Origin of the sequence: Neisseria sp., from assembly GCF_030527965.1 — a bacterium.
Lineage (GTDB): Bacteria > Pseudomonadota > Gammaproteobacteria > Burkholderiales > Neisseriaceae > Neisseria.
Map to the genome: position 1 here is coordinate 50891 of NZ_JAUMZU010000009.1, position 26873 is coordinate 77763.

22 protein-coding genes are annotated in these 26873 nt (G+C 49.5%); 7 read left to right on the top strand and 15 right to left on the bottom strand.

What is annotated here, in order from left to right; all coding sequences use genetic code 11:
* Positions 1–2: 2 nt before the first annotated feature.
* On the bottom strand, positions 3–1079 hold the full coding sequence (pheA, locus tag Q4A84_RS05450; RefSeq protein ID WP_303087918.1) for a prephenate dehydratase: 1077 nt from the start codon (positions 1077–1079) through the stop codon (positions 3–5).
* A 92-nt stretch (positions 1080–1171) separates the two neighbouring features.
* The gene (locus Q4A84_RS05455; RefSeq protein WP_303087919.1) at positions 1172–2389 is read right to left on the bottom strand and encodes a multidrug effflux MFS transporter; all 1218 of its coding nucleotides are present in this window, start codon (positions 2387–2389) and stop codon (positions 1172–1174) included.
* 261 nt (positions 2390–2650) lie between these two features.
* Between Q4A84_RS05455 and Q4A84_RS05460 the strand changes: the two genes are divergently transcribed.
* A complete protein-coding gene (locus Q4A84_RS05460; RefSeq protein ID WP_303087920.1) occupies positions 2651–4894 on the top strand; it encodes a nitric-oxide reductase large subunit in 2244 nt (747 codons plus the stop codon).
* A gap of 191 nt (positions 4895–5085) precedes the next feature.
* Positions 5086–5892 (top strand): DUF4198 domain-containing protein, encoded by an 807-nt coding sequence (locus Q4A84_RS05465; protein ID WP_303087921.1) that lies wholly within the window; start codon positions 5086–5088, stop codon positions 5890–5892.
* Between the two features lie 71 nt (positions 5893–5963).
* Here the strand turns inward: Q4A84_RS05465 and Q4A84_RS05470 are convergent, their stop codons facing one another.
* Positions 5964–6254 (bottom strand): hypothetical protein, encoded by a 291-nt coding sequence (locus Q4A84_RS05470; protein WP_303087922.1) that lies wholly within the window; start codon positions 6252–6254, stop codon positions 5964–5966.
* Between the two features lie 275 nt (positions 6255–6529).
* Between Q4A84_RS05470 and Q4A84_RS05475 the strand changes: the two genes are divergently transcribed.
* The gene (locus tag Q4A84_RS05475) at positions 6530–7540 is read left to right on the top strand and encodes an FAD-binding oxidoreductase (RefSeq protein ID WP_303087923.1); all 1011 of its coding nucleotides are present in this window, start codon (positions 6530–6532) and stop codon (positions 7538–7540) included.
* A gap of 404 nt (positions 7541–7944) precedes the next feature.
* Here the strand turns inward: Q4A84_RS05475 and Q4A84_RS05480 are convergent, their stop codons facing one another.
* From Q4A84_RS05480 to Q4A84_RS05495, 4 genes are all read right to left on the bottom strand, one after another.
* Positions 7945–8250: a hypothetical protein gene (locus Q4A84_RS05480; RefSeq protein WP_303087924.1), complete on the bottom strand. Its 306-nt coding sequence runs from the start codon at positions 8248–8250 to the stop codon at positions 7945–7947.
* A gap of 79 nt (positions 8251–8329) precedes the next feature.
* Positions 8330–8821, bottom strand: a complete 492-nt coding sequence (locus Q4A84_RS05485) for a peptidylprolyl isomerase (protein WP_303087925.1) — start codon at positions 8819–8821, stop codon at positions 8330–8332.
* A 110-nt stretch (positions 8822–8931) separates the two neighbouring features.
* Positions 8932–10314 (bottom strand): NarK family nitrate/nitrite MFS transporter, encoded by a 1383-nt coding sequence (locus Q4A84_RS05490; protein WP_303087926.1) that lies wholly within the window; start codon positions 10312–10314, stop codon positions 8932–8934.
* Between the two features lie 26 nt (positions 10315–10340).
* Positions 10341–11573 (bottom strand): nitrate/nitrite transporter, encoded by a 1233-nt coding sequence (locus tag Q4A84_RS05495; RefSeq protein WP_303087927.1) that lies wholly within the window; start codon positions 11571–11573, stop codon positions 10341–10343.
* 286 nt (positions 11574–11859) lie between these two features.
* Here Q4A84_RS05495 and Q4A84_RS05500 point away from each other — a divergent pair, with 286 nt between their 5' ends.
* Entirely contained in the window at positions 11860–12738 is an 879-nt protein-coding gene (locus Q4A84_RS05500) for a cupin-like domain-containing protein (RefSeq protein WP_303087928.1), read from the top strand.
* Positions 12739–12792: 54 nt separating this feature from the next.
* Here Q4A84_RS05500 and Q4A84_RS05505 read toward each other — a convergent pair whose 3' ends face one another.
* From Q4A84_RS05505 to Q4A84_RS05530, 6 genes are all read right to left on the bottom strand, one after another.
* Entirely contained in the window at positions 12793–14034 is a 1242-nt protein-coding gene (locus Q4A84_RS05505) for a heme biosynthesis HemY N-terminal domain-containing protein (protein ID WP_303087929.1), read from the bottom strand.
* Positions 14031–15419: a uroporphyrinogen-III C-methyltransferase gene (locus tag Q4A84_RS05510; protein WP_303087930.1), complete on the bottom strand. Its 1389-nt coding sequence runs from the start codon at positions 15417–15419 to the stop codon at positions 14031–14033. The genes Q4A84_RS05505 and Q4A84_RS05510 overlap by 4 nt, the downstream gene beginning before the upstream one ends.
* Positions 15400–16140, bottom strand: coding sequence for a uroporphyrinogen-III synthase (locus Q4A84_RS05515; protein ID WP_303087931.1), 741 nt, complete (start codon positions 16138–16140; stop codon positions 15400–15402). The genes Q4A84_RS05510 and Q4A84_RS05515 overlap by 20 nt, the downstream gene beginning before the upstream one ends.
* Before the next feature lie 240 nt (positions 16141–16380).
* Positions 16381–17037 carry a cold shock domain-containing protein gene (locus Q4A84_RS05520; protein WP_303087932.1) on the bottom strand — a complete coding sequence of 219 codons (657 nt, stop codon included), beginning with the start codon at positions 17035–17037 and terminating at the stop codon, positions 16381–16383.
* A gap of 146 nt (positions 17038–17183) precedes the next feature.
* On the bottom strand, positions 17184–18131 hold the full coding sequence (hemC, locus tag Q4A84_RS05525) for a hydroxymethylbilane synthase (protein ID WP_303087933.1): 948 nt from the start codon (positions 18129–18131) through the stop codon (positions 17184–17186).
* Positions 18132–18258: 127 nt separating this feature from the next.
* Positions 18259–18705: an Rrf2 family transcriptional regulator gene (locus Q4A84_RS05530; RefSeq protein ID WP_303087934.1), complete on the bottom strand. Its 447-nt coding sequence runs from the start codon at positions 18703–18705 to the stop codon at positions 18259–18261.
* A gap of 266 nt (positions 18706–18971) precedes the next feature.
* Between Q4A84_RS05530 and Q4A84_RS05535 the strand changes: the two genes are divergently transcribed.
* Together Q4A84_RS05535 and Q4A84_RS05540 are read left to right on the top strand one after the other, a co-directional pair.
* Entirely contained in the window at positions 18972–19343 is a 372-nt protein-coding gene (locus Q4A84_RS05535) for a hemerythrin domain-containing protein (RefSeq protein WP_303087935.1), read from the top strand.
* A gap of 87 nt (positions 19344–19430) precedes the next feature.
* A complete protein-coding gene (locus Q4A84_RS05540; RefSeq protein ID WP_303087936.1) occupies positions 19431–20588 on the top strand; it encodes an NnrS family protein in 1158 nt (385 codons plus the stop codon).
* 92 nt (positions 20589–20680) lie between these two features.
* Here Q4A84_RS05540 and Q4A84_RS05545 read toward each other — a convergent pair whose 3' ends face one another.
* Positions 20681–21088 (bottom strand): hypothetical protein, encoded by a 408-nt coding sequence (locus Q4A84_RS05545; protein ID WP_303087937.1) that lies wholly within the window; start codon positions 21086–21088, stop codon positions 20681–20683.
* A 99-nt stretch (positions 21089–21187) separates the two neighbouring features.
* The gene (recB, locus tag Q4A84_RS05550; protein ID WP_303087938.1) at positions 21188–24787 is read right to left on the bottom strand and encodes an exodeoxyribonuclease V subunit beta; all 3600 of its coding nucleotides are present in this window, start codon (positions 24785–24787) and stop codon (positions 21188–21190) included.
* Between the two features lie 554 nt (positions 24788–25341).
* Here recB and Q4A84_RS05555 point away from each other — a divergent pair.
* Positions 25342–26868 carry a TonB-dependent siderophore receptor gene (locus Q4A84_RS05555; RefSeq protein WP_303087939.1) on the top strand — a complete coding sequence of 509 codons (1527 nt, stop codon included), beginning with the start codon at positions 25342–25344 and terminating at the stop codon, positions 26866–26868.
* Positions 26869–26873: the final 5 nt, after the last annotated feature.

Here is a 26873-nt window from a genome sequence, read left to right on the forward strand (position 1 = left end):
AATCAAATGACCGCTTGCGGATATGAACCGATAACTTTCACGAAAACATTGTGTTCTTTAAATTTTTCCAATACCGCCCGTATCGCCGCGTCCTCCTCATGACCGTCGACATCAATAAAGAACACATATTCCCATAATCCGGTTTTACTCGGTCGGCTTTCAAATTTAGAAAGAGAAATGCCGGCAACAGTAAACGGCTCGAGTAGGAAGTTAACCGCACCGACACGATTGGGCGTAGAAAATATCAACGATGTTTTATCTTTGCCGCTAGGCACCGTATTTTGATAGCCTAGAACCAGAAAACGGGTGGTATTGTTCGGTTCGTCTTCGATATTAGAACCCAGCTTGGCCAAACCGTAAATTTCCGCGGCGGTTTGCCCGGCAATCGCAGCCACCGAATCATCCAACGCCGCCAGTCGCGCCGCTTCGCCGTTGCTCGATACCGGTACGCGCTGCACCGTATCCGGCAGGTTTCTACTCAGCCAGCCTTGGCACTGAGCCAAAGCCTGCGCATGAGCATAAACTGTTGTCAGCCCCTCTGTCGTTCCTTTTCTGCACAGCAGATTATGATGAATCCGCAGCACAACCTCGCCACAAGCGCGCAACGGGCTGGTCACCAACAAATCCAGCGTACGACCGACGGAACCTTCCGTCGAGTTCTCAACCGGCACCACCGCATAATCAGCCTGCCTTGCTTCTACCAGCCGCATACATTCGTCTACCGTTGCGCACGCACGAGTATGCGCTGCATGACCGAAATGCTTAATGGCCGCCTGTTGGGTAAACGTGCCTTCCGGGCCTAAATAAGCAATGGTCAACGGCCGCTCGACAGCCAAACATTCACTCATGATTTCGCGAAACAGCCGCGCCACCGCTTCGCCCGACAAAGGCCCTTCGTTCAACGCCTTAATCCGCAACAAAACCTGCGCTTCCCGCTCCGGGCGATACACGACACCCGTTCCTTTCAGCTCGCCGATAGCACGTGCATGATGCGCACGCTCGTTCAAAAGTTTCAGTACGGCAACATCAATCTCATCAATCGCCTGGCGGTGTGGCAGCAATTTATCATCGGCAGACATACACTATTTCCCACTCTTCATTATCTAGTTTCGACGGAATCATTTTACATGATTCATGCCTGTCTGAAAGCGTTCAGACAGGCATTTATCCTTTATTCTTCCACGCTCTTCAGCAAAATGCTGCGCGAAAAAAACCAAAGCAAACCCAAGCCCACAATGCTAGAAAGCAGCATCATGCCCACCATCACATCAACTGTGCCGTCGTGCAGCATGGTCGTCAACCACCCCATAAGCGCACCGATTAACGAAGTGCCCGACATCAGCAAGGCATTGGCACTACCGCCTTCAGTCTTGAAAGAAGCCATAAAACAAGCTTGCGTATTGGCCGTTACCAAACCTTGAGTACCGACCGACAACATAGCCAAAGCCACCAATAACGGCAAAGGAGGTAGTTTGAACACGATTACCGAAAGCACCAAGCCGATGTTTGCCGCCACCTGAACCAACACGCCCAATTTCAAAATATCTTCCGCATTTTGTCCGGTTTTTAAACGATATGCGGTAAGGCGGTTAAAGAAACCCATAGTAATAATATTACAGCCAAACAACCAGGCATAAGTATGAGGGCCGACACCATAAAGCTTCATATAAACAAACGGCGATTCCGTAATAAAAGCAAACATGGAAGCGAAACTGAAGGCTTGAAAAAAGAGAAAGCCCAAAGCAGGCTTGGTAGCCAACACCTTTTTATAACGTTGTAACACGCCCAGCCAAAAAGCTTGGTCAACATTGCCGCTCGGAGCAGACTGAGGTAAAAACCGATAGAGCAAAAACCAAACCACCAAAGCATAAACCGCCAAAAAAGCAAAAATCAGCCGCCAGCCGCCCAAAGTCTGCAACAACGATCCCAACATAGGTGCCACCAACGGCGCACCCATCATGATAATGCCGATAAGCGCAAACATCTGGGCGGCTTGCCGCCCCTCATAATGATCGCGCACAACAGCACCGGCCATAACTGCCGTCATACCCGCACCCAGTGCCTGAATCACGCGTAAAAGCAATAACTGCTCAACACTTTGCAATAGAGTCAAACCGATACTGGCTACTATATAAAGCGCCAAGCCGCCCAAAGCAACCGTTCTGCGCCCTTTTACGTCGGAAAGCGAACCGCCCGAAAGCTGGCCCAATGCCACACCTAATAAAAACGTACTCAGGCTTTTTTCAATCGAATGAATATCCGCCTGCAGGTTTTCCGCAATCTGCGGCAATGCAGGCAGATAGCCGTCTACGGAAAACGGCATCAGCGCCGTCATGGTTGCCAGTAAAAAAGCCATCTGTTTTTCAGTTAAAGCACGCTGAACCTGCATGTGCGCCTCTTTCGTTTATATCAGGTCGAAACAACAAACCGCCCGTCTATGGGCGGTTGCATAAAATTTTTGCGATTATACCCGATTTTTATCACGGGTTTAAAGAACAGACTCACCCATACGGCTTATTAAAACCTAAATAAAAAGCCCATACTGGCTAATCCCAAAGAACTATACCTCCTCACCCACCACAAGGTATACAATTCTTAACATTCATATTATATAAATATTATCCGCAACCCTACCAAAAAGGATACAACCATGGGACAGTATAAAAAACTTTGGCTGTCGCTGATCACGGTGTTAATCATAACCTTCAGCATACTCGGCTATCTGGGCACAGACGTTTACCGCAATGCCCCGCCGTTTCCGGAAAAATACATTAGCCAAGATGGCAAAACCATCATTACCAAATCCGATATTCTAGCCGGCCAATCCGCTTGGCAAAGTACGGGCGGTATGGAATTGGGATCTATTTTCGGACACGGTGCGTTTCAGGCGCCGGATTGGACCGCAGATTGGCTGCACCGCGAATTAAGTGCGTGGCTAGAAATCCGCGCACAGGAAAAATTCGGAAAATCTTATGATCTGTTGTCGCCTAGCCTGCAAGCGGAATTAAAAGCCGAATTAAAAAACGAATACCGCAATCAATCGCAGTTAAAAGCCGACGGCACAATCGTTTTGAGCAACACCCGCATCAAAGCCATTGAAACCACGGCACCTTACTACGTCAAACTATACGGCGACGATCCTTCTATGGAGCAGACGCGCGATCACTTCGCCATGAAAAACAACACACTGCCCGATTTGGAAAAACGCCAAAAATTAACCGATTTCTTTTTCTGGACATCGTGGGCTGCTTCCACCAACCGCCCAAGTTATCAAGCCACATATACTGCCAACTGGCCACACGAACCGCTAATCGACAATGTGCCGACCACCGAAAATATGATGTGGTCGATTGCCAGCGTGGTTTTTCTGCTGGCCGGCATCGGCCTCTTGGTATGGGGTTGGTCTTTCCTACACAAACATGAAGCAGAACCGCAAGTTCCGGTTGCAGACCCGGTAAGTAAAATTAATCTGACACCGTCGCAGAAAGCGCTGGGAAAATATGTGTTTTTAACCGTTGCGCTATTCGTTGTACAGGTTCTGCTCGGTGGTTTGACTGCCCACTACACGGTAGAAGGCCAGCATTTCTTTGGCATTCCCTTATCCGAATGGTTTCCCTACGCCCTAGTCCGCACTTGGCATATCCAATCCGCCATTTTCTGGATTGCCACCGGCTTTCTGACTGCCGGCTTGTTCCTCGCTCCTGTTATCAACGGCGGCAAAGACCCGAGATTCCAAGTAGCCGGCGTTAATTTTCTTTATATCGCCTTGTTCATCGTGGTTGGCGGCTCTTACGGCGGCAACTTCCTTGCCTTAAGCCATATCATTCCAGCCGAATGGAACTTTTGGTTCGGCCATCAGGGCTACGAATATCTCGACCTCGGCCGTTTTTGGCAACTTCTGTTGATGGTCGGCCTATTGTTATGGCTTTTCCTGATGCTGCGTTGCACCGTTAGTGCCTTCAAGGATAAAAACTCTGATAAAAACCTTTTAACCATTTTCGTTGCTTCTATGGTGGGCGTCGGTCTGTTTTATGCGCCGGGCCTGTTTTACGGCGAACACGACAACATTACCATCATGGAATACTGGCGCTGGTGGGTGGTGCATCTATGGGTGGAAGGCTTCTTTGAAGTGTTTGCCACTGTAGCGCTGGCCTTTATTTTCTACAACCTCGGTTTGGTTAGTCGAAAATCCGCCACCATTGCCTCGCTCGTATCTGCCTCTTTGTTTATGATCGGCGGCGTCCCCGGCACTTTCCACCACCTTTATTTCACCGGTACCACCACACCCGTAATGGCCGTCGGCGCGTCTTTTTCCGCATTGGAAGTCGTACCGTTGATTTTATTGGGCAAAGAAGCATACGAACATTGGTCTTATCAGCACGCAAGCCCGTGGATGCAGCGTTTGCGCTGGCCGCTGATGTGTTTCGTGGCCGTTGCCTTCTGGAACATGATTGGCGCAGGCGTATTCGGCTTTTTGATTAATCCGCCGATTTCCCTGTTTTACCTGCAAGGTTTGAACACAACCGCCGTGCATGCCCATACCGCGCTCTTCGGTGTATACGGCTTCTTGGCATTGGGTTTCGTGCTGCTGGTTGCCCGCTATCTCAAACCAACTTATGAATTTGATGAAAATTTGATGAAATGGGGCTTCTGGTGCTTAAACGGTGGCTTGGCTTTGATGGTTGCCATCAGCCTGCTGCCCGTAGGCATCATACAAGTGCATGCTTCCATCACTGAAGGGCTTTGGTTTGCCCGTAGCGAAGCATTCATGCAGCAAAGCAATCTGGTTACCCTGCGCTGGCTGCGCACTCTGGCCGATCTTGTGTTTATCGCCGGTGCATGCTGCGTTTCATGGCAAGCAACTAAAATCGTTTTCAGCCGAAACAAATCTTAAAAGCCTGTCTGAAAACGGCTGCCAGCCTGACAAAACCGCACTTGTTAAAACGAAAAGTGCGGTTTTATTTCAATCTACCCAAGCATTTCCAATTTTATTTTCAGGCAAGCTATTTATTTTACATTTATATTGTTATAATATAACATTTCTTTTAAGCGCAATTTATTCTCAACTCATCAAACGAGATTTACATGAAAAAAACAGGTTTATTTATCCTCAGCACACTGATTTTTGCCCATTCCGCCCAAGCTCACCGCTTATGGGTTGAAACCGCCCACACCCACGGCGGAGAAATTCTAAAAGCCGAATTGGGTTACGGCGAATTCCCGCAAATGGAACCCATCGCACAAGATCGCCTGCATATCTTCCGCAAACCGATGCAGCTCATCACAGCCAAAGGCAAAGAAGATTTGGTGCAAAAAGGGCAATACAATTATCAATATCAAAGTAAAAAACCGGTAAAAGACGGCAGCTATCTGGTAACAGCCGAATACCAACCTACTTTCTGGTCGAAAAACAAATCAGGTTGGAAACAGGCCAGCATTAAAGAGATGCCGGATGCCGATTATTGCGAGCAATCCCGCATGTACGGCAAAAACATCATCAATGTAGGCCACGAAAGCGCCGATACCGCAATCATCACCCGACCCGTCGGCCAAAGCTTGGAAATCGTGCCCCTCGATAATCCGGCCAATGTGCATGTCGGCGAAAAATTCAAAGTTAAAGTTTTGCTTAACGGCGAGCCTTTGCCAAATGCCACGCTAACCGCCACCTTTGACGGTTTTGATAACAGCGACCGTAGCAAAACGCACAAAGTGGAAGCCCAAGCCTTTTCCGATGTGACGGCCGACGATGGTACGGTTAGCATCATTCCGTTACGCCAAGGATTTTGGAAAGCTGATGTAAATTACAAAGGCGATTACCCAGACCAAAAAGTCTGCCAAAAACAAGCAATCTACACCACGATGACATTCCAAATCGGCCATACCTCCCACTAAATAAAAAATGCCTGTCTGAATTTTTTCAGACAGGCATTGCTTCATTTAAGCTGTATTCTCTAACTTCTTTTTTATTTACAAGATACGCCCAGAATAGCCGGGCTGCTGTCTTTCGACAATTTGATTTTGCAGCTGGTAGCAGAAGCGCCGCTCACCACCACACCGTCGCCACTACTTTTAATTCGTACAGGTTCTTTCACACCCATGGAAACCGAGGTGCGCGCCAAATTTTCCGACAAAGCGGATGACAAACCGGAAGAGTCTTCTTCAATATTAATGGATTTTTCTTTAGACACGGCCATCGGGCTCAGCGCCAAAGACAGCACGGTCAACAAAATGGTACCTGTGCGTTTTTTCATCATTTAATTTCCTTAAGAAGTTGCGCAAAGCCGCGCAGATGCATTCAATATAAGGGATATTTCCACTAGAATCTGTTTCTTTTCAGATTTTTTACACAAATATTCGGATTCGTGTTGCATCAACATACACAAATGTATGTCGGATGCTTATCTATTTTCAATCACGTCATTATTTCATGAAAAAGCACCCTTGCCTGCATTAATCCGATTTACTGCTAGCGCCGCAACATGCGTTATAATCTAAAAAATTTCCTTCATTTCCACATAAATATAAAAACATGACTCAAACCGTTTCCCTAGCCGACAGCAATATTTGCTTCACGGTTGAAAGCCAAGAACCGATTCTAGCTGCTGCCAAACGCCAGAATTTAAATTTACCTCATTCCTGCCAAAGCGGCATCTGCGGCCAATGCAAAGCCGAAGTTGTCAGCGGCGAAGTTGTTCAAAACCAGCATACCGAGCTGGCGCTCAGTGAAGAAGAGCAGGCAGCCGGCCAAATTCTGATGTGCTGCACCACGGCGCAAAGCGATATTGTCTTAAATATTCCCGGCTTTGATGCAGACGCCCCGCCCGTGCGCATTCTTCCCGCTCGCGTCAATTCAGTGGAATACGTTCATGACGTGGCGATAGTCACGCTCGCACTGCCCAAAGCGCCTCCGTTTGCCTTTCGTGCCGGCCAATATATAGATATTTTATTAAAAAACAACCAAGTAAGAAGCTATTCTCTTGCCAGCCACTCTGCCACGCCCGGCAACTTGGAATTGCATATTCGGCAACGGGAAGGCGGTTTGTTTTCGAGCATGTTGTTTGGTGAAAACCCGTCAGTCAAAACCGGTGCCATCATGCGCATTCGAGGGCCATTGGGCAATTTTACCTTGCGCAAAAATAGCCAAGCGCCGCTATTGTTACTGGCTACCGGAACCGGCTTTTCTCCCATAAAAAGCATTCTCCGATACCTCATAGACAACGATGCTGAAAGAAACGTGCATTTATATTGGGGTGCACGGCATGAAGCCGATTTATATCAGATAGAGGCGGCGGCCGAATTAATCGGAAAAATGCCCAATGCGCGTTTTACTCCGGTATTATCTCAACCGCATGAAGACTGGCAAGGAAAGCACGGGTATATCCAAAATCATATTCTGGCCGATTATTCTGACTTATCGGCTTACGAAGTCTATGCCTGCGGCGCACCAGCCATGATTTCCGACGTGCGCCAACAATGCGAATCTCAGCAAAACCTGCCGCACGGCTCTTTCTTCTCCGACGCATTTTCTCCTGCACATTAAAAAACCAAACCGCCTGTTTGATGCTTAATAAACAGGCGGTTTGGCTTGATGAAAATAAATAACAATATCTTTTTTAACGTTGTAAAAAAACTTCTCTTGACCTGCATCAAGGCTTAATTAGAATTATTCTTTATAATATTTCACAGGTTATTACCAATCATAAAGCACAATAAAAACCAATAAATTTAACCGGTTAGTAAAGTCATACAGCCCTATCGGCTACGATGTTTAGCATAGTTATCTAATTTTTATTTTTGGGATTTGGCGAATAAAACCCAAAACTAAACTGAATCTCTTTCCTCTTGATGTGTGTGTGTTTGGGTGTGGCAGGTGCCACACCTTTTTTTGCCTGAATCTTTTATACAAGGCAAATACCTACCTGAAACACACCCGTGCCGTTAAACCTATCCTCGTTTACGCCATTCCCGATAATCCAAGAGCGGCGGCATCGGCGGATTGAGGCAATGCGGGCAAATCGCGGTGGTATCTTCGTCGTCATCGAATTCGATATGCGATACATTCGGATCAAAACGCGCCTGTTGCGCCACAGCCTGAGCCAGCGCCTGTGCTTGTATTACATCAAATTCAAACACCGATACAATTTCTTCCAATAAAGCCTGCTCCGCAGCAGAAAAGCCAGCGCAATTTTGCTCAATCAAACGGATATAATCGGCGTTTTTGATTTTTCGATGCAAAATTTCTGAAAACATAAAAACCTCTCATTGGGTTCAACATATAGCGAATGCCTGTCTGAAACATTTTTTCAGACAGGCATTTTAATGTTTGATGTTAAACGATTTCGGCTTTTTCAATTACCACATCTTCCACCGGCACATCATCGTGATAACCGTGGCGCGTAGTTGCAACGTTTTCAATCGCATCCACCACATCAAAACCGTCAACTACTTTACCAAATACGGCATAACCCCAACCATGCATGCTGGGTTCGGTATGATTAAGAAAGCCGTTGTCTTTCGTATTGATGAAAAACTGCGCGGAAGCAGAATGTGGCGCCTGTGTGCGTGCCATTGCGATGGTATATTTATCGTTTTTCAAACCGTTCTGCGCTTCGTTTTGAATCGGCTCGCGGGTATTCTTCTCTTTCATTCCCGGCTCCATACCGCCGCCCTGAATCATGAAACCTTTGATTACACGGTGAAAAATCACGCCATTATAAAAACCGTCTTTCACATATTGCTCGAAGTTGGCCGCAGTTACAGGGGCTTTTTCGTGATCCAGCTCCAATGTAATCACGCCTTTATTGGTGGTTAATTTAATCATAATCATCCTTATCGGGTTATAACAGGTTACAAGTTTTTTTAGAAATGGGGCTGCACAACCGATATTCAATGCCTGTCTGAAAATATTTTCAAACAGGCATCAAAGTTTGCTCAACACTTGGCTTCCGCACCTTTGCGCATGTAATACCACCAATTAATCACGCAGCAAAGTGCATAAAACACGATAAAAAGGTACAAAGCCGCGTTGACACTGCCCGTCAGCTCAATTGACGAACCGTAGCTTTTCGGAATCAAAAAGCCACCGTAAGCTGCAAATGCGGCAGTAAAACCAATCACAGCGGCACCTTCTTTATTGGCATCGTGCAAAGCCTGCTCTTTGGTTTTCAGGCCTTGGGCCGCCATTTTTTCATGCATATTCAAGAAAATAACCGGTACTTGCATAAAAGTAGAGCCGTTGCCCAAACCGGTGAGCGCAAACAAAGCCATAAAGCAGGCAAAGAAGCCCCAGAAGCTACCACCCTGCCCGTTAACCGGCAAAAAGGTTAACACCCCGAATACGGCAATAATCATACCCGCAAACACAATCTGAGTGATTTTGGCTCCGCTTTTGATTTTGTCTGAAACCCAACCGCCAAACGGGCGGGTCAACGCGCCGACCAACGGGCCGAGGAAAGCATATTTGACCGGATCGACCATTGGAAACTGCGCCTTAATCAGCAGCGGAAACCCTGCGGAAAAACCGATAAACGAACCGAAAGTGCCTAGATAAAGCACACACATCAGCCAATTGTGTTTCCGCTTGAAAATAACCGATTGTTCTTTGAAACTCGACTTCGCACTGCTCAAATCATTCATGCCAAACCAGGCAAAAAGGGTCGACAATACGATAAAAGGCACCCAAATAAAACCTGCATTTTGCAGCCACATTTGTTTTGAAATACCATCTTTTACCCAAGTTTGCGGCTCGCCTCCCCAAGCACCGAATAATCCCGCAGTAATCACCAGAGGCACCGTAAATTGTACAACCGATACACCCAGATTACCCAAACCCGCATTCAAACCCAGCGCCGTTCCTTTCTCCGCTTTAGGAAAAAAGAAACTGATATTAGCCATGCTGGACGAGAAATTTCCGCCGCCGAAACCGCACAACAAAGCCAGCAAAGCCATTAGAAAGTAACTGGTGTCGGGATTTTGCACGGCAAATCCCAAGCCGATGGCCGGCAACAAAAGGCTGGCAGTGGAAATTGCCGTCCACTTGCGCCCGCCGAACACCGGTACCATAAACGAATAAAAGATCCGTAAAGTCGCGCCCGACAAAGCCGGCAGCGCCGCCAGCCAGAATAGTTGATTAGGCGTATATTTGAAACCGATGCTCGGCAAATTCACCACCGCCACGCTCCATACCTGCCACATGGCAAACGCCAACAAAAGAGCAGGAATGGAAATCCACAGATTACGCCGCGCAATAGGCCGGCCGGTGGTTTCCCAGAACGTTTTGTCTTCCGGGCGCCAGTCTTTAACGATATGACCCATTTAAAATCTCCTAGCAATGATTAAACTTAGCGCTCCGCCGCAGGGCGTTTTGCTTTAAATGAAAAGTGCATCCAAATCAACGACACGCAAACGGCACCATAGAGCAGCATAAAGCTGGTTGAGCGAATGCCGGTCAGGTCTTCCAAAAAGCCAAACATAATCGGCAATAAGAAACCGCCCAGTCCTCCCGCCAATCCGACGATGCCGGAAACCGCGCCGATATTGTCGGGATAATCATTAGCCACAAATTTAAAGACCGAAGCTTTGCCCACCGCCATAGCTACGCCCACCACAAACATCAGCACGGTAAAAACCGTAACGTTCAAGCCCATGCTCAAATTCATCGGCCCTTTAGCAGTGTGAATCACCAAATCTGTTTGCGGATAAGACAAAATGAAAAAACACACCCAGCAAATCCACATAACCGCCCAAGTAACCTTATAAGCGCCGAATTTATCGGAAAGATAGCCGCCGAACGCACGCAACACGCCGCCGGGCAAAGAAAAACATGCTGCCAGAAAAGCCGCCGTTTGCAGCGGAAGACCATATTCGCCCACATAATATTTAGTCATCCATAGAGCCAGCGCAACATAACCGCCGAATACAACCGAATAATATTGGCTGTAACGCAATACGCCCGGATCCTTCAAAAGTGCCAGTTGCTCGCCCAAAGTAACGGAAGACGACACCCGATGCGCCGGATCGCTATAGGAAGTAAACCAAAACAAAACCGCGGTTCCGAGCATAATCGCCGCATAAACAGTAGGCACAAAATGCCAAGTCCCGTAAGCAATCAGCGCGGGCGCCAGAAATTTATTCAGGGCCGAGCCGGCATTGCCCGCACCAAACACCCCCATTGCCACGCCTTGCTGCGCTTTGGGAAACCAACGGGCCACATAAGGCGTACCGACCGAAAACGAGCCGCCGGCCAAACCCATTACCAAACCAATGACCAAAAACTGCCAGAAACGGTCGGCATACTGCATCAGATAAATCGCCGGAACGCTGGCCACCATCAAACAAAACAACACAATCCTGCCGCCGTAGCGGTCGGTCCAGATGCCGAGCGGCACGCGCACCAGCGAACCGGACAATACCGGCGTAGCAGCCAAAATACCGAATTCAGCTTCAGTCAGGCCCAATTCTTTTTTGATCGGAATCCCCACAACCGCCAGCATCATCCAAACCATGAAGCAAACGGTAAACGAGAGCGTACTAAAAATTAAAACGGAATATCGTTTATAAGTTAAAGAGGCCATGATGTTTTTCTTTAAAGCATTGCGTATTTAGAAGGTCGCAAAATATAGATTTCGCACGCATAACCTTACGCCAAGCGGCCTTATGTTGACATCGGCACAAAGCACGGCTTTTCCGCCATCTAGGATTAGGCCGGAATACGCCGTTAGAATGTATTGCTAATTCCAAAGAATTATCAGCATCTCTTCAGTCATTTTGAAATGAATATCATGTAAAACCGGTTTTCCTAATGAAGGAATTTCACTAAAATCCCGTCTTTATCATTCAACGCATAGCTAAAGAATCGTTATGGGCTTCCAATTAACCCCTATTGATGTGGCCGACAACATCAGCCAAGAAGATTTCCGCCAACATTACCTGAAACCGCGCCGCCCGCTGGTGATCAAAAACATGACCAAAAGTTGGCCCGCATACGAAAAATGGTCGTTAGACTATATGAAAGAAGCGGTCGGCGACATTACCGTACCGCTTTATGACAGCAGCAAAGCCGATCCCGCCGCGCCGATTAATGCGGCCAGCACGGAAATGAAATTCGGCGACTATATCGATCTCATCAAACGCGAACCCACCGATTTGCGGATTTTCCTATTCGACCCCATCAAGCACGCCCCTTCGCTGCTCAACGATTACGTTTTTCCGAAAGATTTGATGGGCGGATTTCTTGATAAATACCCCACCATGTTTTTCGGCGGCAGCGGCTCCGAAACATTCTTGCATTACGATATCGACATGGCGCACATCTTCCACACCCATTTCGGACGCAAACACATCATTCTGTTCGACTACAAATGGAAAGAGCGTCTCTACCGCATTCCCTATGCCACCTACGCTCTGGAAGACTACAGCGTCGAAGCACCCGATACCGAACGCTTTCCGGCGCTCGAAGGCGTTGAAGGAATCGAATGTTTTCTGGAATACGGCGACACCTTATTCATGCCAACCGGCTGGTGGCACTGGATGAAATACCTCGACGGCTCCTTCTCCCTTTCCTTGCGCGCGTGGGACGAGAGCTGGTCGGTCAAAGCCCACAGCCTCTGGAACCTCGCGATACAGCGCAAGTTCGACAACGTAATGAAAGCACGCTATCGCCAGCGCTATATGAATTGGAAAGAGCAACTAGCAGTCAAACGCGCCAATGCCGCCTTAGCCAAAGGCTTACCGCGCTGATATAAAAAAGCCTGTCTGAAAACATTTTCAGACAGGCTTTTCTCTTATCCTTCCTTATTCCTGCGGTACAGCTTCCGCTTCTTTCGGCAACAGCATATCTTGTTCGTCTTGCGCTACACCTTCCAATGCCAGCATTCTCTGCTCCTCCGCTCTGCGCGACTCTCCGGTTTCATCGAAGACTTTGGCCAATGCCAGATGTGCCTGTATGCTGGGCGAAATCGCCAAACTGGCCTCCAGATAGCCCTGAGCCTTACCCCAAAGCGCTTTGTTATAGGCAAGCTGGCCTACATACATCAGCAAACGCGCATCTTCGGGATACTGCTGCAGCCATTGTGTAGCCGTATCAATGGCTTTGCGCTGCTCGCGTTCGCCCAAATATTGCACGCTTTGCACAAAAGGCGGCAGCAACTCGGCTTTACGGGTTTGCGGATAATATTTACCTACCCAAGCCACAGCCTGACCGTACAAACCCAGCGATTCGTATTTTTCAGCAATAGGTACGCATAAATCATCGGCTTTCAACGCATCGGGAATACGTTTCAGACAGGCTTTCAAGCTGCCTGCATCGGAAGCCAGCGCCAATAAGCGGCGGTAAGCCCAATCTTGATATTGAACCGCTTCATGATCGTTGATGGCACCTGCTTTCTGCAACTTAGCCGAAATTTCAAGCACTTCGGCCGCATCGCCATGGTCAAACGCATAGCGCAATTTCAATTTGACCAAGCGGGTCAAAGTGGGATTGATTTGCGCGGCAGCCTGAATGTTTTCTTGAGCCATCGCATAATCACGGCTGTTTAAAGCGCTTTCTGCCAACAAAAGATAACGGGACAACTGATCTTTATGCGGCAATTTGGCAATCTGGGTCAGGTATTGATTGCGCAAGTCGGCATCGTCCATCGCATCAGCGGCATGCGCTGCAAGCATAAGCGCCAGAGAGCGGTTGCTTCCCGCTTCTTTGTTAGCCAAAACTTTAGCCGCATCCTGCTCCGCCTTTTGGAATTTTCCCTCAAAATAGGCCAAGCCCGCCGCATGCAAATCATTTTCCGCTTTCAACGCTTTGCGGCGGCTCCCAAACCGCTGCATGCTGCCCGGCACGTTTAAAAACGCAGCGATAATGCGCACCAAGATATATAAAATCACAACCAACACGAGCAAGCCCAACACAAAGGCATGAAGGTTTACCCGTAATAAGGTCTGCCCCACCACCACATACACGTTACCCGTGTAAATGCCGGACGCCACCGCCAAGCCGACGGCCGCCGCAAACAAAATAATAATCCAAATCAAACCTTTCATGCCCGCGCTCCTTTTTCCACCTTCCCATTACCGGAAGGTTGAGATGCAGCCGGATTGTCGGCTTTAGGATTATCGCTGCCCTTCACAGAAGAAGCAGCCTCCGGTTTGGCCGCCGAAGCCGCTTCCGCTTTCGGTGCAGAAGCAGCGGAGGCCGGTGCTTGAGAGGCGGCAGCCGACGCAGGAGCCGAAGCAGCAGCAGGCGGAGTGGCCGGTATGGTTACGGCAGGCTGACCGGCACGCACGCTATCCTGATAGTTGCGTACGGCCTGCAAGCTGGCTTTAAGCGCATCATCGGAAATCGCCCGCACATCCAACCCTTTCAACTCGGCCAGTTCTTTAAGCCATGCCTGAGTCACTTGTGAATGACCGTCGAAATATTGCCCGACCGCAGCTTCCGCCGTGTTTAAATCCGTTTGATACACTTCGCCGTTTCGCTGCATTAAGGCAAAACGCGCATCCATCAGGCGCAGGCGCAAGTTTTCTTTAATGAAAAAATTCTGTTCCGGCGAAATCAGCATGGCGTCGTTACTATTAAGCGTGCGCACTTCCACCAAGCCTTTCAAGCTATCGAGTGTTTTATTCCAAGCGTTTTCCCACCAAGAAAGCTGGCCGTCAGGAACGGCAGCCGGCGCAGCCTCTCCCGGCTGAAGCGTACCCTCCAATACCAAAGGCAGGCTGGCTACCGCACTTTCCAAACGGTCAAGCCGCAGCGACGCACTCGATACGTCGAGATACGGGCGGTTTTTCAAAGCAGCCAAATCGCTGCTAATGGCTTGCTTAATCGGCAATAATTCCGGCTGATCGAAGTGGCTCAAACGGCTATCGACGCTGCTCAGCACTTGCACTGCAACCGGCACGTTACCGGTCAATTGCAACTGTTGCGCGGCTACGTTCAGCGTGACCTCGGTTTCATCTACCAGCCAGTTCACGCGACCTTTGAGCAATTCTTGATAAGCTCTCTGCGCATTGGCGATGGCTTCTGCATTTTGCTTGTTGCCGCTATCCAGCTTCGCGAGTGCTTCGCTAATCGTTTCTTGGCGGCGCAAAGTTTCTTGTAAAACATTTGCATTCTGACTCTCGCCCAAGGCGGCTTTATCCAGCTTCTGAGCCACGTTCAATTCTTGGTTTTTCAACACGTTCTGACCCTGAACGAATAAAAAACCGCTTGCGCCCAAGCCGAGCAAAGCCAACACCAGCGCGCCTGTCGCCAAAACTTTGCCGCCGGATTGCTTCACAATAATGGGGGTAGGCTGCGCGGATGCGCCTGAACGGTTTTCTTCATTTTTGGGTGAACTCATATGACTTCCTGTGTTTTGAGGTTGCTGTTCGGTTTGTGCAGAATCATGTTCTTGCACGGGCTCGTTTTTATGGTTTTCTTCGCTCATCAGCCTGCTCCGTATAGCGGTTTAAAGTCTGCGCGTCGAAGCGCTCGATTAATTCGATTCGTTCCGCGCCCTGCTCTTTCAAAACGGCAGCGATGCGCGGATGGTGCGTGAAGTATAACAAGGATTCGGCCTGCGGGACTAATCCGGCCGGCATCTGCGCCCAAAACAAGCGCGCCGCATCTGCCGAGGGAACCCATGCCGCATGCGGCTGCAAATCAGCAAATGCCTGCCAATCGGGCGTTTTCGGCACTCTATAATAAATCTCGGCAAGCTGCACCGAGAAACCGCGCGCCGCTAAAGCATCTAACAGAAAATCTCTGCCGCCATGCCCGCGTATTACCAATACCCGTGCGCCCGGCGGTAAATTTTGCCATACATCCAGCCGCAGCACGGCTTCACTGTCTTTGCCTTCATGCGGCGCAAATATCTTTTGGCAACCCATGTTCTGCAAGGCTTCTGCACTCGCGCTGCCAACCGTAATATTCCATTTTTCGCGTATCGCGCCGGCATCCAAGCTACCGATGCCTGTCTGAACCGCACTGGGGCTAACCCAAAACACCGCATCCGCTGCGGCGTAATCCTCAGGCAATCGCGCCAATGCCGCCTCATCCGCAAGAATTTCCTGCACGCCAAACGGTACGCCATGCCAACCGGCTTCCGAGCAAATCAGCTGATCGACAACAGCGCGATTGGCAGGGCGAACAAGCAGAATGGTTGGCATCGTAACGGATTTCCTGATTATCAAATAATGTCAAACCGGTTTTTCGGTTTGCTTTCTCGTCTTAAAAAGAGAAAGAAGGAATGAAGATTAAATTTCGGGCAGCTCTAAAATCGGCATTTATATGAATTGGGCATCATCATCGGACTTTCAACCACCATGCGCATCGATGCTTACTCAAACGGTATGTTTAATTTACAGAGCGGCTTTATTTTTCCAACTCATCGTCATTTTCAGACAGGCTTATCCGTTATGGCACCACTGCCGCTCGCAAGGCACGCCGTCGTGATTGCCGTCCATTTTCACATTCGGGCAATTAGCCAGAAAATATTTGGCTTCTGCACAGGAAGTCATTTGAGAGCAATGGGTTCTGCCGTCGCACCGGAAAGAAGCGCTTTTACCTGTGCCAGTAAAAGCAGATTGTTTGGCTGCCTTTTCCCCATGTCCTTGAGGCGTTTGTTTAGGCGCTTGGTTCAACGGATAACTTTGGCGCTCCGCCGCCATTCGCTCGGCTACCTGCTCCACCGTAACCGGTTCTTTCAACCGATTGTTCCGACGATAGTCAAAAAATAAAAACAAAGCGATAACCACGCCGATCAGCAACAAAACGCCGACGATATGGTTATTGTTATATTTAGACCGACGCCGGCCGAGCGATTGCCCCTTCGACTGGCGTCCTTCCAACACGCGGTCAAGATAAACCACATGTTTTGCTTCTTTACGCCCAGTCTTTGTATTAACAATATCGAAAATCACCCGTTCGCCCACATTCGGCCGCGGCATACTCGCAGTAAATGCGGAAATATGCACGAAAACCTCGGCCGTAGAGCGTTCTTCCCTAATAAAGCCAAAACCGCGATCGTCATCCCAACGAACGATTTTGCCATAGTAAGCCGACATATTTACCTCGTATTGTGTTTTCCAATGCTTTTCAGACAGGCTATTTTAAATTCTCAATGCCTGTCTGAAAACAAAACCGCACAATTTAATTTTTATATATCACACAAAGCCGCTGTCGTTAACCAAAATCTTTCGATAAGCCCACCTCAAGACGGCTCGTTTTGCTCTGCTAATACCGCGGCAATCAATTCTTCCGCCCCGTCATCAGCCAGTTTTTTAGCAACGGCACGGCCGAGAGCATCGGCATAAGCCAACGGCGCTTCGGCAGAGGCTTGCAACATAACCGAACCATCCGGGTGACCGACCATACCACGCAAAGTCAACAAACCGTCTGTTTCCGTGCAATAAGCCGCCAACGGAACCTGACAACTGCCGCCCAAAGCACGCGCAAGCGCCCGCTCGGCAGTAACGCAGGCATTGGTAAGCGGGTGGTTAAGCGGGTTCAGAATCTCAAACAAATCCAAACGGTTGGCCGCAATTTCAATACCCAACGCACCCTGCCCCACAGCCGGCAGGCTTTCGGCAGGCGGCAACACCGTACGGATTCGATCAGCCAAGCCCAAGCGCTGCAAACCGGCCTCCGCCAGAATAATGGCATCGTATTCACCGCGCTCGAGCTTATCCAGACGGGTTTGCAGATTACCGCGCAGCGGCCGCACATTCAAATGCGGAAAACGCGCACGCAGCTGAGCTTCACGGCGCAAGCTGGATGTACCCAACACAGCGCCTTGCGGCAAATCTTCCAAACGCTCATAACGCACTGACACCAGCGCATCAAACGGGCTGGCGCGCTCGCCAATCGCAGCCAGCGCGAAACCCTCGGGCATCTCCATCGGTACGTCTTTAAGCGAATGCACGGCCAAATCAGCTCGGCCGTCAAGCAAAGCCTGCTCCAATTCTTTAATAAACAAACCTTTGCCGCCGATTTTAGACAGACTTTTATCCAAAATCTGGTCGCCGCGCGTCGTCATACCCAGAATGCTGACTTCACAATCCGGATAAAGCGCTTGCAAACGCGCTTGAATATGCTCGGCCTGCCACATCGCCAAACGGCTCTCGCGGCTGGCGATAACGAGTTTTTGCGGAATATTCATCGTATTCGTAAAATAAAAATAACCATGGGCGAAGTTTAACAGAATTAGCCGTTTTTGATGATTGATTCACAATCCGTCCCAATAAAAATGCCTGCCTAAAAACACGTTCGGCAGGCATTTCAACAGTTTATTGCATCGCAATTCTTGATTTCGGCGGCATGCAGAGCAGCTCGCAAGTGGGGCGGTTAAGTAAATCGGCCAATGAAAAACCTTCCAGATAATTGAGAAAAGCTTGACCGGCGCCGTTGAGAATGCCGGCCAAGCGGCAGCTGGGCGTTAGAAGGCATTCGTTTTTATCACTCATACATTCGGCTAATATCATCGGCTCGAGACATCGGATAACATGGCCGATATTAATCTCTTCAGGAGCCCGGGCCAGCCGCAGGCCACCGCCTTTGCCCCGAATGCTGTCGAGAAAACCGCCTTTAACCAAGGCCGTAACCACTTTCATCAAATGGCTTTTGGAAATTTGATAAGCGTCTGCGATGGTGCCGATATTAACCAAGCCGTCATCGTTCACGGCAGCGTAAATTAAGACCCGAAGGCCGAAATCTGTGTGTTGTGTCAGATACATAGTTGCGGTTTGTGATTTAAAGTTTCATAATATGTTCTCATTATAATACACGGGCGATGGCCAAGGTATAGCGACGATTTATTTCCAAACTCATTTTGATGTTGATGTAGGAAATTTGCAGACGGATAAGCAAAATCAAGCCCTACATTATCCGAACTCAAACATAGAATAAAACTTTATAATCATCAGGGCCGGCTTAATGCCTGTCTGAAACAATAATGACAAACCGCTTCCAAACTAAGCGCCGGCTGCTTAAGGGACATTCCATGAAACGTCATCCTGCTCTAACCCATCTTTCGCAAGAGCATCACCATGCTTTGGCTTTATGCGCACGCATTCTGCGCGCACCTTCACAAAATCATGCGGATGACATCGAACACCTCCGCCCCGATTTATTACACCATTTCGAAGCAGAAGAAACCATGTTTGCCCCATTCTGGCCCAAGCTGCCCGATACGGCTTGGCAGGCGCGCTTTGAAGCCGACCACGCTGCCTTGCGCGCCATGTTGGCCGCTCCTCAATACGATGACGAACAATGGAACACGCTGTTTGCTCAAACCTTACGTGACCATGCTCGATTTGAAGAGCGGATTTTGTTTGAAAAAATTACCGAATATTGCCTGTCTGAAAACGGCTGACGCCGCTACCACCCGATAAAAACAACCCAATAACACTAAGGCCTTGTTAACCATACGGCCGCTTTAAAATAATTCGAGGAACCTCCCATGTCTGTTATCCAACATCCCGTCTGGGCGATGGCCTTTCGGCCGCTTTACCCGCTGGCCGCCGTTTACGGCGCGTTTTCCGTGTTGCTATGGGCTTTCGGCTATCAAGGCACCGTTACCCTGCCTTCCTATTTCTGGCATGCACACGAAATGATTTGGGGCTATGCCGGCGCAGTGGTGGTAGCCTTTCTCTTAACGGCGGTTGCCACATGGACCGGCCAGCCGCCCACTCGCGGCAAGCCTTTGCTGATTTTAGTGGTGTTATGGCTGTTGGCCCGCATATTCGCATTTACGCCTTTCAATGCGGTCAGCGGCTTTTTCGGCGTCGCATTCTACTGGCTTGCCGCCGTGTGCATGGGTGTTTCGGTGGTGCGCAGCCGCAATTCGCGCAACTACATCGCCGTAGCCGCCTTATTTTTATTCGGACTGATGCACTTGCTATTCCACTTGAACCTTTCTCCCTTCAATGCGGCGGCGCTCCTCAACGGCCTACTTTCTGGCTTGGTAATGGTGGCCGGATTCATCGGCTTGATCGGCACACGGATTATCTCGTTTTTCACTTCGCGCAGACTGGGCACGCCCCAAGTTGCCAGCCCGATGTGGCTTGCTTTGAGCGCCTTGGTGCTACCTATGGTTGCCGCTTTGTTGATGAGCCTGCAAACGGCGCTGCCGCTGGCTTCGCTCTGCTCCGTTGCCGCCGGCGTTATCGGTTTGGTGCAAACTTGCCGCTGGTTTGAAAAAGGCACGCTGCGCGAGCCGCTCTTGTGGATTCTGTTTGCCGGCTACACCGCCACATCAATCGGCTTGATTGTTATCGGAACGGCATACTGGCAGCCTCAAATCATGAGCACCGGCGTGCATCTTGTGGCAGTAGGCGGCATCGGCATGCTCACCGTCGGTATGATGGCGCGTACCGCCCTAGGCCACACCGGCCGGCCGCTCTACCCCGCACCGCAACCGATGGGCTTGGCTTTTCTACTGATGCTGGCGGCCACCGTCATGCGTACGCTGGCCGCCTTCGCTGCAACGGTTAATGCCACCGCCTACAACCACAGCTTGCGCCTTTCAGCCGCTTTATTTGCCGCCTCATTACTGCTTTATGCTTGGCGCTACACGCCGTGGCTGCTACGCCCGCGTTTGGATGGCAAAGCAGGTTGATTTACCGATAATCGCTATTGCCTCGGCAAACAAAAAAGCCTGTCTGAAACATATTCAGATAGGCTTTTTTCTTAGATTTTTTCAGACAGGCATCAAGGAATGCTGTTGATTTTTTTACGGGCGATTTTCCATTTGAAACCATATCCCAACACAACCGGCACGACGGCCAAAATAATTTTAAACGTCCAAGATGCATACCACGGTTTGCCGATAACAATCGTTTCACTTGCCACACCGGCTGCTACCAGATTGCGAATGGCATACCAATCCAATGCCGGCCACCAGCAAGCAACCAGTAAGCCGAGGAAAACCGGCCAGCTCCACGCTGAATGGCCGCGCTGCCACAGCATGAAAAACACGCCGGCCCAAATCAGGGTCAACGCGGCAATCAACAAAGCGGTTTGCGTCGGCGCGCCGATGTAGCCGGCGAGAAAATAGGTCAACACCACCCACAAGGCGGCAAGTACGGCCATAATCAGCTCTTCAGGGCGTTTAAACATGAGATTCCTTCTTTGGTGTTTCATTATGTATTGTTTCAACTAAATAAACGGCAATATACCCCAAATCGCCGTATTTGGATATGCCTGTCTGAAAGGCGGTCAGAGCCACGCTTGCAACGCGGCTTTGTCTAGGCTCCAGTGCCAAACGCCGTGCCCGCCGCCGTCCAGCCCGCGTAAGAAAAGATAACGGATGTGGATGGTTTCCATCTCAACACCGCGCGCTGCAAAATATCGGGCGGCAGCTACGGCATAAATCATGGCTTGCAGATAATAATGGTGCGATGCCATCGCCGCATTCATCGATTCAGGCGTGTAGGCGCCATTGTCTGCACCCAAATAATTGGATTTATAATCAATCAGACAAGCCGTTTTGCCGCCGTCAACACAGGTCATGTCGATAAAACCGTTAAGAAACCCTTTAACCGTATCAAAATCCAGCTGTTGCGCCGCGGCAAAACATTCGGCGGGCAACGCGTCTCGCTGCCCGGCAAACCACGCCTTCAAACGCTCGGGGCTGAAATCTGCCGTGTGTAGTATGAAGTCCATCTCCGGCAGGCGCTGAGCGGCGGGCAGGGTTGCCAGCGATATGCCGTCAAACAACACGGTCTGCGCCGTGCAATCCAGCATACGGCTCGCCGCAGGCCGCCATTGTTCGTCAAAGCCATAACGTGCCAACGTGTCAGCCACCAGATTGCCTTGCTCATCGGCCGGACGGTTGAAATCGAAATGCTCCAGTAATTCGTGCAGGCATACGCCCGCATGGGTGCCGCGCGGAAAATGGTGGATATCGCAAGCAGCAGCAATATCGGTATTTTCAGACAGGCTTGATGCCAAACCCGTTTCGGCAGGGTCGATGGCCGGTTGCAGCACTTCCGCAGCTTCCGCATGCGTATCTGCCAATTCGCGCAGCAGGCCGGTAAAGCTGGTTTGTCGGATGTGTTCGAATGAACGAGCAGGCGGAACCCACGCGCCATACGGTTGAGGCGGCGCTTGCCAGCCGCGATGGTTTGCCGCTTCCGGCGCTCCTTCCATTAAAACGATATCCGTATCCGACGGAGCGTTATCAATAGCCCGTTGCCATCCTTCCCGCAATCTGGCCATACCCCCTTCTCTATCGATTTTATTGCCTTTTTTCTCTTTATAGGCAGCCTCCACCGCTTCCCGCCGCGCATCGCTGCCGCCTTCCAGCAGATAGGCAAACGTATTGCGGCCGGATTCGCTGAAATAAGCCGCGTATACGGTCAGCTGCTCCTTCGCCCTTGTCATCGCCACATAAAGCAGCCGCATCCGCTCGCCCAATTCTTCATCAAATACTTGATTCTCTTCTGCCTCGCTTAATTGTTCTTTCGACACCAATTCACTGATGCCATCATGATGCAATACAGTCCAGTCGCCAATCACTCGGCTAGTTTGACTGGCATCCCATATAAACGGGCAAAACACAATCGGATATTCCAGGCCTTTGGAAGCATGCATGGTAACGATTTTTACCAGCGCTTCATCGCTTTCCAAGCGCAATGATTTATTTTCTCCCGTTTTTTCTCCACCTTTGGCCGCGTCAATCTGCGACAGCAGCCATTGATACAGCGATTCAGGAGAACGGCTCTGCTCGTCTTCCTCTATGGCCAGAAATTCCAAAATCTGATGGTAGTTGGTCAAGCTGCGTTCGTTACGCGCCGCCAGCAGGCCGCTTTCAAGACCGTATCGGGCGGCAAACTGCTGCATCGCAGCGTAAATGCCTTTTTGCTGCCAAGTTTCCAGCGCCGCTTCGGCCGCCTGAATATAATCCAGCAGCATGGGCTCGCTTTGATTCAATTCGTGCAATTCATCCGCCGTTTTGCCAAACAACACACTGCCTAAAGCAAAGCGCAACCATTCCGTTTCCCGCGGGCGCAGCCAAAATGCCAGCAAGGCAACCATAGCCGGCGCCTCTTTGCCTGCGAACACCGATTCATTTTGCAACAACACGCTTTGAATCCCGCGTGCTTTCAAAGCCTCGCCAACCATATTGCCTTCATTGCGCGTGCGCACCAAAACCGCCATATCACCCGATTCCACGGGGCGACCCTGATATTCGAAAAGGCCTTTTTCCGCACAGTTGAGCGCATCGGCGATTTCGTCGGCACAATAGTCTGCCGCCCGGCTGCGCAATGCTTCTTTTGTTACATCGGCTTCGTCCGGGTTATTCAACCAGCGAACGCGTAAAGCGCCTGACAACGGTTTCAGACAGGCATCCGCGCGGTTCGCCGTTACGTCGGCATAATGAATGTCGTTCAACACGAAAGGCCGCTGCTTCTGCCGAAACAGCCAGCCGATGCTGTTAACCAATGAAGCGTGGCTGCGATAATTTCGTGCCAACGTGTAATGATGGTCGGCATCGGCCGCAGCTTGCAGGTAGGCATAAATATCCGCACCGCGAAAACTGTATATTGCCTGTTTCGGGTCGCCCACCAGAAATAAAGGATTGCCGTTCATGATGAACGTGCGGCGGAAGATTTCATATTGCAGCGGATCGGTATCTTGAAATTCGTCAATCAGCGCCACCGGCCAGCTCCGCGCCACAATGGCTGCCAAAGCTTTGCGGTGCGGGCTTTCGGTTAGCGCTTCGTAAACATCCAGCAGCAAATCATCATAACCGCGCTCCCGCTGCGTTTTTTTGCGCTCAGCCACCGCGGCTTTGAGATAATTCAAAAAATCCAATTGCAAAGCGTTTGCAGCGCCGGTTTCGGCGGCTTTCTTGGCCTGAACCGCGCCTATCAATTCGGCCAACAGATTCAATTCGACATAGTTATCCGGTAAAGTTTTGCCTTTGTTCAGTTTGCTCTGCAAATATTCGGGCGAAAATTTTTCAAGATTTTTTTGATAGCATGCTTCCGTTTCAGACAGGCATTGGTTTTGTACGCCGGCTTGCAACGCTGCAAACACATTTTGGAAGGTCGAGCTCTTATAGCTTTTGCCATTCAATGCTGGCTGAATCTGCCAAAACAGCCGCTCCAGCTCAGGCAGCCGCTCGCACACCTTCGCCCAAATTTCATCTTGCTTTTCTACCGCCTGCGCCAAATCCGCCTCGGGCTGCCGATAGGTCAGAACAGGTCGGCCGAGATAAGGTTTCATATTCTGCAAAACGGATTGCGGCGTTTGGTTAAACTTGAAAGCCAGTTGTGCAGCTGCTGCATCGTGCGCCACATGTTCGCGCCAGAAATCTTGCGCCGGTATCAGCAAGCGACTTTCATCATCATCAACCAACTCCATATCGAACGGCACTTGACACAAAAACGCATAATCGCGCAGCAAGCGCTGGCAAAAACCGTGGATAGTGTAAATGGCGGCATTGTCAAATTGGGAAAGTGCCGCTTTTAGGCGCAGAATCAGGCGCGCACTCGACTCTTGCACCAAAGCTTTGTCTAGCAAACCTTGCAAAAAATCATCAATATCCGGCCGCTCTGTTTCTGTTTGTGACAGCCAGCGCAAGGCTTCATCCAACCGCGCACGCAAACGGGTTTTCAATTCCGCCGTAGCCACTTTGGTAAACGTGACTACCAAAATACTGTCGACCGATTTTCGCTCCAACAACACCATCCGCGTAAACAAAGCAGCGATGCCATAGGTTTTACCCGTGCCGGCAGACGCTTCAATCAGATTGGTTCCCTCTATGGGGATTTCCAGCGGGTCAAAAACAGCGGCGGCATTCCTTTGCATGTGCATTTCCAATCAGGGTGGTCGGTAAACCGGATTATAGCCAAACCGGTATCAAAATGCCTGTCTGAATCATTTTTCAGACAGGCATTAAAAGGCCGCATTTTTTAACAGCTATCCGCATCAAGTTTGCCAAACGATTTCAGCGCAGGCAGCCAACCAATTATTTATAAACGATTGGCTGTTTATTGGCGAAATTCAGCCCTAACCGTTCAAATACAATCATCCAACCGCATTGATGCCTACAGATTTTTGCCGGCTCTGTAATCTTCTGTTGTAAATTACCACACCGCAATGTAAATATATTTGTTATTAATTTAACAGTATTTATGTTAAATACATTTTACTTTGTCTATTTATTCTAAATTTTTACCTTTACCAGTAATATTTATTTGAATAAAATTAATTATCGTTTAGATTTAATTGTTAAATTTTGTTAAACAAAATTGATATGAGATGCCATTTGATTCAACTAGACATCTTTATTCCAAGATACTTATTGCATTATTTCTGAGGAAATCATGAAAAAGAATTTTCAATTAAAAGCGCTAACAGTCATGTTATTAGCTTGTTATCAAACTGCATTCGCGGAAACACAGCCTGAAACAGAAAGCAAGCCGACGCAAGTGGATACGGTTCATGTACACGGCGCTCGCAAAGCAGTCGACAATACGGAAAAAACAGGATCGTATACGATACGCAACAGCAACACGGCAACCGGCCTCACGATTTCTGGTAAAGATACACCGCAATCGGTTAGCGCAATCACCAAGCAGCAACTCAACGATCGCGCCATTACACGCGTAGAAGATGCCCTGCAAACGGCCACGGGTGTCAACGTGGTGCGCGATTCGGGCTTGCAAACGCGTTTTCAGTCGCGCGGATTTTATGTCGATCAAATCGGGGAAGACGGCATTACCATCAACGTGGCCGGTCGCTCCGGCTATTCTGCCAAAATCGACGTTGCCCCGACCACCGACTTGGCGGTGTACGACCATATCGAAGTTGTGCGCGGCGCAACCGGCCTGACCCAATCGCAATCTGAGCCGGGCGGTACAATTAACCTAATCCGCAAGCGCCCTACCACCAAATTCCAGCATCTGGGCGAAATCAGCGTCGACAGATGGGGCACGTTACGCGGCATGGCCGATGTTTCGGGCAGCCTGAACAAAGAGCAGACCATACGGGGGCGTTTAGTCGGCGTTGCCGAAAAAAACGAATCGTTTAAAGATCGCGTTGATGGTAAAAAACGGCTGATTTACGGCGTGTTAGACGCCGACTTGAGCGAAAAAACAGTATTGACCTTGGGCGGGCTGTATCAAACCAGCACAGAAAAGCCCGACTTTGCCGGCGTTATGCTGCCTTGCGAAAACCCTAAGCCCAGCTATTTTGGCCAGAGAAGGCTGCCCACCTGCGTAGAACCCGTAACGCTGCCGCGCAACACCTACCTCGGCGCCAATTGGTCGCGGCATCATATCAACAAAACCAATAGTTTCTTCAAGCTCGGCCATTATTTTGCCAACGGCTGGAAGCTCAATACCGAAGCGTCTTATACCGACATCGACTCCGATACCAAAATCGGCCAGCCTTTTTCCGACAGCAAGGTTGCACGCGGGGTTGCCAACAAACTTTCGCCGCAATACAGCGACGGCTGGAAATACGACCGTATGCTGATTAATCCCATCAGCTATACCAAAAGCAATAAGCAACTAGGTATTAAATTCGATTTCACAGGCACTTACGATTTATTCAACCATACGCACGACGCTTATTTAGGCTACAGCTACAATCGGGAAAACATCAATTCCCAATACGCGCAAATATTCGATTCAGATACAGAATATAATTTGATCAGAGGCAACTTCGGTAACGCAGGCACATGCCAAGCAGTACGGGATAAGCGTTATAAAATCGTCGGCTTTAACGGCTCGGAAGTTCCCGAACCAAATTGGGGCTTATACGACGGCAAAGGAAACCATCAAGTTTATCAAATCAACTGTAAAGACGCCTACATAAGGGAAAGCGGCCAGCCCAATCCTGAAGGTGCTTTCGTTACTGCACAATACAATTTCGACCACTACTAAAACAC